This window comes from Streptomyces jumonjinensis (genome assembly GCF_009600885.1).
In the GTDB taxonomy this organism is placed as follows: domain Bacteria; phylum Actinomycetota; class Actinomycetes; order Streptomycetales; family Streptomycetaceae; genus Streptomyces; species Streptomyces jumonjinensis.
The window spans coordinates 9,213-17,872 of record NZ_VCLA01000165.1 but is presented as its reverse complement, the minus strand read 5'-3'; the positions used below and the strand labels follow the sequence as shown (position 1 = coordinate 17,872).

General features: G+C 73.7%; 7 protein-coding genes. 2 read left to right on the top strand and 5 right to left on the bottom strand.

From position 1 onward, the window contains the following. Both FF041_RS24135 and FF041_RS24130 read left to right on the top strand, forming a co-directional pair. On the top strand, positions 1 to 982 hold a 982-nt coding region (locus FF041_RS24135), incomplete at its 5' end, for an alpha/beta fold hydrolase (protein WP_153524774.1). A gap of 34 nt (positions 983 to 1,016) precedes the next feature. After that, positions 1,017 to 1,763, top strand: a complete 747-nt coding sequence (locus FF041_RS24130; RefSeq protein WP_153524766.1) for a PIG-L deacetylase family protein — start codon at positions 1,017 to 1,019, stop codon at positions 1,761 to 1,763. A gap of 32 nt (positions 1,764 to 1,795) precedes the next feature. Here the strand turns inward: FF041_RS24130 and FF041_RS24125 are convergent, their stop codons facing one another. The 5 genes from FF041_RS24125 to FF041_RS24105 all read right to left on the bottom strand — a co-directional run bounded on the left by FF041_RS24125 (position 1,796) and on the right by FF041_RS24105 (position 8,321). Continuing rightward, entirely contained in the window at positions 1,796 to 2,542 is a 747-nt protein-coding gene (locus FF041_RS24125) for an SAM-dependent methyltransferase (RefSeq protein WP_153524765.1), read from the bottom strand. 284 nt (positions 2,543 to 2,826) lie between these two features. Beyond that, on the bottom strand, positions 2,827 to 3,732 hold the full coding sequence (locus tag FF041_RS24120; RefSeq protein WP_153524764.1) for a ribokinase: 906 nt from the start codon (positions 3,730 to 3,732) through the stop codon (positions 2,827 to 2,829). Positions 3,733 to 3,761: 29 nt separating this feature from the next. Beyond that, complete coding sequence (locus FF041_RS24115) at positions 3,762 to 5,684, bottom strand: ABC transporter permease/substrate-binding protein (RefSeq protein WP_323392553.1); 1,923 nt, start codon at positions 5,682 to 5,684, stop codon at positions 3,762 to 3,764. Beyond that, positions 5,674 to 7,206 carry a sugar ABC transporter ATP-binding protein gene (locus tag FF041_RS24110; RefSeq protein WP_153524763.1) on the bottom strand — a complete coding sequence of 511 codons (1,533 nt, stop codon included), beginning with the start codon at positions 7,204 to 7,206 and terminating at the stop codon, positions 5,674 to 5,676. The genes FF041_RS24115 and FF041_RS24110 overlap by 11 nt, the downstream gene beginning before the upstream one ends. Beyond that, complete coding sequence (locus FF041_RS24105) at positions 7,203 to 8,321, bottom strand: LacI family DNA-binding transcriptional regulator (RefSeq protein WP_323392551.1); 1,119 nt, start codon at positions 8,319 to 8,321, stop codon at positions 7,203 to 7,205. The genes FF041_RS24110 and FF041_RS24105 overlap by 4 nt, the downstream gene beginning before the upstream one ends. Between the last annotated feature and the right edge of the window lie 339 nt (positions 8,322 to 8,660).

The following is an 8,660-nucleotide window of genomic DNA, read 5'->3' as shown; positions in this document are numbered from 1 at the left end:
AGCCCAAGCGGCCCATCTCGCCCGCTTCCGCGCCGACAGCATCGTGCGCGACTGCGAGACCGTCCGGCGCGAGCTCACCGGCGGAGCCCCCTGGAGCGTCCTCGGCCAGAGCTTCGGCGGATTCTGCGCCACGCACTATCTCTCCACCGCGCCCGAGGGCCTGCGCGAAGTGTTCATCACCGGCGGTCTGCCCTCCCTCGACGGCCACGCCGACGACGTCTACCGGGCGGCCTACCCCCGTATCCAGCGCAAGGTCGAAGCGCACTACGCCCGCTACCCCCAGGATGTGGCGCGGGCCCGCCGCATCGCCGCCCATCTCGCCGAGCACCCGACCACCCTTCCCGGCGGCTACACCCTCACCCCCGAGGCCTTCCAGTCCCTCGGTATCCTCCTCGGCGGCGGCGACGGCAGCCACCAGCTGCACTACCTCCTGGAGGACGCCTTCATCCGGGTCGGCGCCCGGCACGAGCTCTCCGACGCCTTCCGCGAAGCCGTCCAGGCCCAGCTCTCCTTCGCCGGACACCCCCTGTACGCCCTGCTCCACGAGGCGATCTACGGCCAGGGCGGGCGGCCCACCGCCTGGTCCGCCGAACGGGTACGGGGCGAATTCCCCCAGTTCGACGCCGCCCGCGCGCTCGACGGGGACGCACCGCTGCTCTTCACCGGGGAGACCATCCACCCCTGGCACTTCGAGACCGACCCCGCGCTGCGCCCGCTGCGCGAGTGCGCCGAACTGCTCGCCGCCCGTGCCGACTGGACCCCGCTGTACGACGCCGGACGGCTCGCGGCCAACGAGGTACCGGTCGCCGCCGCCGTCTACCACGACGACATGTACGTGGACACCGCACACTCGCTGGACACCGCCCGCGCCATCCGGGGGCTGCGCACCTATGTCACCGACGAGTACGAGCACGACGGGGTGCGGGCGAGCGGCGGACGGGTGCTGGACCGGCTGATCTCCCTGGTCAGGGGAGAGGTCTGACACGGCGTCGTCCTGAGGTCCCTAAGCTGCGATCATGACCGATGACACGACTCCGCAGCTTCAGCCCATGCCCGGCGACTGGCGGCGCGCGCTCGCCGTCGTCGCCCACCCCGACGACCTCGAATACGGCTGCGCCGCGGCCGTCGCCGGATGGACGGACGGCGGCCGGGAGATCTCGTATCTCCTCGCCACCCGGGGCGAGGCCGGGATCGACACCCTCGACCCGGCCGAGTGCGCTCCGATCAGGGAGCGGGAGCAGCGGGCGAGCGCGGCGGTCGTGGGAGTGCGCACGGTGGAGTTCCTCGACCACCGGGACGGGGTGATCGAGTACGGCGCCGCACTGCGGCGGGACATCGCGGCGGCCGTCCGCAGACACCGCCCCGAACTGCTCATCACCCTGAACCACCGGGACACCTGGGGCGGCGTCCACTGGAACACCCCCGACCACCGGGCCGTGGGCCGGGCGGTGCTGGACGCGGCGGCGGACGCCGGAAACCGCTGGATCTTCCCCGAGCTGATCTCCGAGCAGGGCCTCGAACCCTGGAACGGCGTCCGCTGGGTCGCGGTCGCCGGCTCCACCACGCCGACGCACGCGGTGGACGCGACCGAAGGTCTGGAGCGCTCGGTCCGCTCGCTCATGGAGCACCGCACCTATATCGAGGCGCTCACCGACCAGGATCCGGCGGCCTACTGCCGTGCCTTCCTGACCGGCGCGGCCGAGGCGGCGGGCCGGCGCTTCGGCGGCCGGCCGGCGGTGACCTTCGAGGTGTTCCCCCGCTGACCTCCGCTGACCTCCGCCGGGCCCGCCGGGGGTCAGCGGGGCGTCTGCCGCAGCAGCAGGGTGACGAACCCGAGAGTGCCGCGGTACCCGTGCAGCCAGGCGTCACGGTGTGCCGCCGCCGCCTCCAGCGCCGCGGCGCCGTCCGGCTCCCCGGCCCGGTCCAGTCCCCACCCGGCCAGCGTCCCGGTCCAGGACCACTCGTAGTCGTCCCATTCGGCGAGGGAGCTGACATGGGCGTAGACGGGCGTCCAGCCGTCCGCCGTGACCTTGTCCACGGTCCCGGCGAGGCCGGCGTACTCATCGGCCCCGAAGCCCGCTTCCAGGGTCCGCTCGTCCGGCTCCCGTTCCCAGAAGCCCTCGCCTATCAGCACGCTGCCGCCCGGGGCGAGATGCGCGCGGGCGGCTTCGAGCGTGGGCAGCAGACCGCCGAAGGCATGCGTCGCGCCGACGCAGAGCACCAGGTCGAAGCGGTCCGCCGGGGTGAACTCCCGGGCGTTCCCGGCGTGCAGCAGGATCTGCCCGCCCAGCCCCTCCCGGGCGAAGCGCTCCGTGGCCCGGTCGAGGGCGGCGGCGTCGATGTCCACGCCCTCGGCACGGAGCCCGGGCCGGCCGCGCACCGCGCGCTCCAGCCAGGCGCCCTGGCCGCAGCCGAGGTCGAGAAGGCGCTCGTCGCCCCGGGGGAGCGCCCGGTCGAGAAGGCGGGCGACCGAGTCGTCGGCGAGCGGGGCGGCGATGGGGTGATCGCCATGGGCGACAGCGCTGATCATCTGACGGTTCATGAGGGCATCCTGCCGTCAGCCCACCCCTCAAGTCAGCTGAATATCGCAGGCCAGGGGCCCGGATGCGGCGGTGGAGCGCGGTCGTACGGCGAACCGCCGGGCCCGGCCACGGCGAACCGTCGGGCCCGGCCGCAGACCGCCCGCGTGCGGCCGGGGCCGGGGCCGAGGAGGCGCTCACCCGCCCGGTGCCGGCCCCGGGCGGCGGAGAGCATCCCAACCCGGCCCGGTCTCCCAGCGCGCTCCCGGTCTCCCGACAGGCCCCGGAGCGCGCCCCGGCCGCCCGTTCACCCCGCCGGGAGCTCCCCCTCGGTCGGGTACGAAGCCTGCGCGCCCTTCCGCGTCACCGCCGCGGCCCCCACCCGTGCGGCGTACGCCGCCGCGGTCGCCAGGGGCTCGCCCAGCCCCAGCCGCCAGGCCAGCGCGGCGGTGAAGGCGTCCCCCGCCCCGGTGGTGTCGACGGCCTCGACCCGAGGGCTCGGCACCATGACCGGCGGTCCCGAGAGGCCGTCCGCCACCAGCGCGCCCGCCGCGCCCAGCGTGATCACCACCGACCGGGGGCCGAGGGCGAGCAGCGGCCACGCCCACCGGCGCGGATCGTCCCCGGCCGGGTCCCCGAGCAGCGCCCGCGCCTCGTGCTCGTTGACGACCAGCGGATCACAGGCCGCCAGCACCTCGGCGGGCACCTCGGCCGGCGGCGAGGCGTTGAGGACGAACCGGCTGCCCGGAGCCAGCGACCGTACCGTCTCCACCACCGTCCCCACCGGGATCTCCAGCTGCGTCGAGACCACCCGCGCCGCTCCGAACAGCCCGCCCGCCGCCCGGACGTCGGCGGCGGCGAGCCGCGCGTTGGCGCCGGGCGACACCACGATGCTGTTGTCGCCCGACCGGTCCACGGTGATCACGGCGACCCCGGTGGGCGCGCCGCCCACCAGCATTCCGACCGGATCGACGCCGGCCGCGCGCAGCGAGCCGAGGAGCAGCCGTCCGTGGTCGTCGTCGCCCACCCGGGCCAGCAGGGCCGTACGGGCCCCCAGCCGGGCCGCCGCGACGGCCTGGTTCGCCCCCTTGCCGCCCGGGTGGACGGCCAGATCACCGCCGAGAACCGTCTCCCCGGGGCCCGGTCTGCGCTCCACGCCGATCACCAGATCGGCGTTGGCCGATCCCACGACCAGCAGGTCGTACTCGTGCATCCGCTCGTTCCCTCTCCTTGTGCGCCGGCTCAGCCGAACTCGGCCACGTTCTCGGCGGTGACCACCTTCACCGGGACCTTCACCAGGTCGGCCGCCTTCTCGCCCCTGGCCGCCGCGACCGCGTTCCGTACCGCGATCCGGCCCAGCTCCCTCGGCTGCTGGGCGACCGACGCGTACAGCGTGCCCGCCTCGACCGCCTGGAGTCCGTCCGGAGTGCCGTCGAAGCCGACGACCGCCACCGGTGAACCGGCGCGGGAGCCGAGGGCCTTGACCGCGCCCAGCGCCATCTCGTCGTTCTCGGCGAACACCCCGGTGATCCCGGGGTCGGCCTGGAGCATATTGGTCATCACGTCCAGGCCCTTGGCCCGGTCGAAGTCGGCGGGCTGGGAGGCGACGACCTCGATCCCCGGGTACTCTGCGATCCCCTCGGCGAACCCCCGGCCCCGCTCACGGCTCGCCGAAGTGCCCGCCGTGCCCTGGAGTACGGCGATCCTGCCCGAGCCGCCGAGCTTCTCCGCGAGGGTCTTCGCGGCCTGTCTGCCGCCCGCGACGTTGTCGGAGGCGACCAGCGTCGCCGTGGCGGCCCCGCTGACGCCCCGGTCGGCGGCGATCACCGGAATGTCCGCCTTGTTGGCGTCGCGTACCGCCGGGGCCGCCGCGTCCGAGTCCACCGGGTTGACGATCATCGACCGCACCCCCGCGCTGGTGAGATTCTGTATCTGATCAGCCTGCCGGGACGCGTCGTTCTGGGCGTCGGCGACGTTCAGCTCCACCCCCAGGGAATCGGCCTCCGCCTCCGCGCCCGCCCGCATCTGCACGAAGAAGGGGTTGCTGAGGGTGGAGAGCGACAGGCCCACCGTGGTCCGCGCGCCGGACGTGTGCGGATTCCAGAGGGAGAGCGCCGCTGCCACCGCCATGGCGACCACGGCGGCGAGCGCGAGGCCGGCGGCCTTCTTCCGCCGGCCCCCGGACCCGGTGCCGGCCACGTCCGCCGCGCCGGTCCCCGCCCGGCGGCGGGCCGCGTCCAGCAGCACCGCCAGCGCGATCACCACACCGATGACGACCTGCTGCCAGAACGCCGAGACGGACAGCAGATTGAGCCCGTTGCGCAGCACCGCGAGGATCAGCGCGCCGATGAGCGTGCCGGACGCCTTGCCGACACCGCCCGCGAGGCTCGCCCCGCCGATCACGACGGCCGCGATCGCGTCCAGCTCATAGCCCTGCGCCGCCTGCGGCTGAGCCGAGCCCAGCCGGGCGGCGAGCACGACGCCCGCGACCGCCGCGAACAGCCCGGAGAGCACGTAGACCAGGAGCTTCAGCCGGGCCACCCGCAGCCCCGAGAGCCGGGCCGCCTCCTCGTTGCCGCCGATCGCGTACATGGCACGCCCGATGTAGGCACGGTTCAGGATCAGCGCGGTGAGCAGCCCCATCGCGACCATCACCAGTACGGGCACGGGCAGCCAGCCGCCCAGGGTGTCGCCGATCCGCGAGACGGACTCGGGGAACGCGATCGGGCTGCCCTGCGAGATCACCAGGGAGAGCCCCCGGCCGACCGAGAGCATCGCGAGCGTGGCGATGAACGGCGGCAGTCCCCCGTACGAGATCAGCGCGCCGTTGACGAGGCCGCAGCCGACGCCGGTGGCTATGGCGAGCAGCACGGCGAGCCAGACGGGCACGCCGTCCGATGCGGCCGTCCAGGCGAGCACGGTCGCCGACAGCGCGGCGACCGAGCCCACGGACAGATCGATGCCCGCCGAGACGACGACGAAGGTGACGCCGAACGCCAGGACGGCGGTCACGGCCGCCTGCACCCCGACGTTGAGCAGGTTCCGGGTGGTCAGAAAGTCGTCGGACAGCAGCGACAGCGCCACCGTCAGCACCACCAGCGCGGTGAGCGCGCCATTGTCGAGCAGGACGCGGCGCAGCGCGCGGGCAGCGGTGTCAGCGGTCACGGGATTCCTCCGTCTCTCGGTTCCCGGTCGCCGCCGGGTCGGTCACGGCCAAGGTCATGACCGCGTCCTGGGTGGCCTCGGCGGCCGTCAGCTCACCGGCGATCCGGCCCTGGGCCATGACCAGGATCCGGTCGCTCATGCCCAGCACCTCGGGCAGATCGCTGGAGATCATCAGTACGGCGTGTCCGGCGGCGGTGAGCTCGTTGACGAGCCGGTAGATCTCGACCTTCGCGCCCACGTCGACACCGCGGGTCGGCTCGTCGAGGATCAGCACCCTGACATCGGCGAGCAGCCATTTGCCGATGACGACCTTCTGCTGATTGCCGCCGGACAGGGTGCGGACCCGCTGTTCCAGGCTCGCCGTCCGCACCCCGAGCCGCCCGGCGATCCGCCCGGCCGCGGTGTGCTGGGCCGGGCGGTCCACCAGCCCGGCGCGGCTCGCCGAACGCAGGGTGACCAGGCCCAGGTTGTCCGCGACGGACGCGTCGAGGACCGGTCCCTGGCCCTTGCGGTCCTCGGGCACCAGCCCGATGCCGGCGGCCATGGCGGCGGGCACGTCATGGGCGGGCAGCCGCACCCCGCACGCCTCCACCGTGCCGGTGTCGTACGGATCCGCGCCGAAGACGGCCCGCGCCATCTCGGTGCGGCCCGCTCCGACCAGACCGGCGACGCCGACGACTTCTCCGGACCGCACCTCGAAGGAGATGTCGTGGAAGACGCCCTCGCGGGTCAGCCCGTCGACGGAGAGCAGCACCGCCCCGGGCTCCCCGCTCTCGCGCGGATACCGCTGGTCGATGTCGCGGCCCACCATCAGCCGTACGAGATCGTCCTCGGGGGTGGAGGCGGGCGCCTGCGCCACGCTGCGGCCGTCGCGGATGACGGTCACCCGGTCGCCCAGTGCGGCGATCTCCTCCAGGTGGTGGGTGATGAAGACGATGCCGACGCCGTCCTCGCGCAGCCGGCGCACGATGGCGAAGAGCTTCTCCACCTCCTCCGAGGTGAGCACGGCCGTCGGCTCGTCCATGATCAGAACCCGGGCGTCCAGGCTGAGGGCCTTGGCGATCTCCACCATCTGGAGTCGGGCGACGCCCAGTTCACGCACCGCGGTCCGGGGCGGGACGGCGACGCCCACCCGCTCCAGCAGCTCGGCGGCGGCCGTCTCCATCCGCGCCCGGTCGATCATTCCGAACCGGCGCGGCTGCCGGCCCAGGAAGATGTTCTCGGCGACGCTCAGATCGGGTACGAGGGTGAACTCCTGGTGGATCGTGGCGATGCCGAGGCGCTCCGCGTCCTGGGCGCTGCGGATGCGGACCTCCCGGCCGCCGGCCGTGATCCGCCCGGCGTCGGGCCGATGGGCCCCGGAGAGCATTTTGATCAGGGTGCTCTTGCCCGCGCCGTTCTCGCCGAGGAGGACATGCACTTCGCCGCGGCGCAGATCGAAGTCGACGCCGTCGAGGGCGACCACACCGGGGAACGCCTTGCGGACCCCTTCGACGCGCAGCAGCTCGTCCGGGGCGCTCATGGGGTGCTCCTCGGGTCGGGCCCGGCGGTCCCGTGCGGCTGTGTTCCGCCGCTCTCCGACACGGGTCCGGCGGGTACGGCGGGCATGGCCGGTCCGGTCAGGGGCTCCGGACCCGCCGGGGGAGCGGGCTCGCCGCAGGAACGGCGTACGACCAGACGGGCGGGCAGGGTGACGGACCGCGCGGGACGGCCCTCGATCCGGGCGATGAGCGCCCGCACGGCGGCCCGCCCCAGCTCATCGGTCGGCTGGGCGATGGCGGTGAGCGGCGGGTCGGTGTGCACGAACCACGGGATGTCGTCGAAGGCCGCGAGGGCGATGTCCTCCGGCACGCGCAGGCCGTGCGCCCGGATCGCGTCCAGCGCGCCGAGCGCCATCAGATTGTCGGCGGCGAAGACGGCCCCGGGCGGCTCGGGCAGCGCGAGGAAGCGCTCCATGGCACGGCGTCCGCTCTCGGCCTGGAAGTCGCCCTGTCCGATGTACGCCTCGGGCAGCGGCAGTCCGAACGCGCTCAGTCCGGAGCGGAAGGCCGACACCCGCTCGCTGCCGGTGGTCGTGGACGCGGGCCCCGTGATGATCGCGAGACGGCGGTGGCCGAGGCCGTGGAGATGGGCGACCAGATCGTGCACGGCGACGCGGCCGTCGGCGCGTACCACCGGCACGTCGAGGCCCGGCAGCCAGCGGTCCACGAGGACCACCGGCGTGGGGGACCGCACGGCCTCCAGCGTCAGCGGGGAGCGGCCGTCCGCGGGGGAGACGAGCAGCCCGTCGATTCTGCGGTCCAGCAGGGTCCGGATGTGGTGGTCCTGCAACTCGGGCCGTTCATCGGCGTTTCCGATGATGACGCTGTAGCCGAGGGCTCGGGCCTCCTCCTCGACGGCACGGGCCAGCGAGGTGAAGTAGGGGTTGAGCACATCGCTGATGACCAGGCCCAGGGTGTGCGTCTGATCGGTGCGCAGGGAGCGGGCGACCGCGTTGGGCCGGTACTCCAGGGCTTCGACAGCCGCGAGGACCCGGGTTCGCGCGCCGGGGCTGACGGACGGATGACCGTTGAGCGTGCGCGACACCGTCGCGACGGACACCCCGGCGTGCGCCGCGACGTCCTTGATGCTTGCCACCGCCGGACCACCTCCTTGAGGAATCAGTTGACATACCGGTCCCTCAGCGGGAGACCGGGGGTGCGGAATCGGCGAGCCTCAGGTTCCGGTTGCTGGATTCCAGCCCTGATTGGAATCGATTACATGGAGAGTGGCAAGCCCCTGAGACCGGATCGTGATCCGGCAGGGGCGCCGCCCGTACGGATGGACGCTGCCCGGCGGGCGTGTCGCGGGGCGTCCCGGCGCGGTTCTCCGGGGCGGCGGCCGACGCGGCCGAAACCGCGCTCCGGGGGGCTTCCGCAGGGGCAAGCGACCGCTTAGTATGCGGCACGAGCGCCCAGTACCGCCGAGGGTTCACGG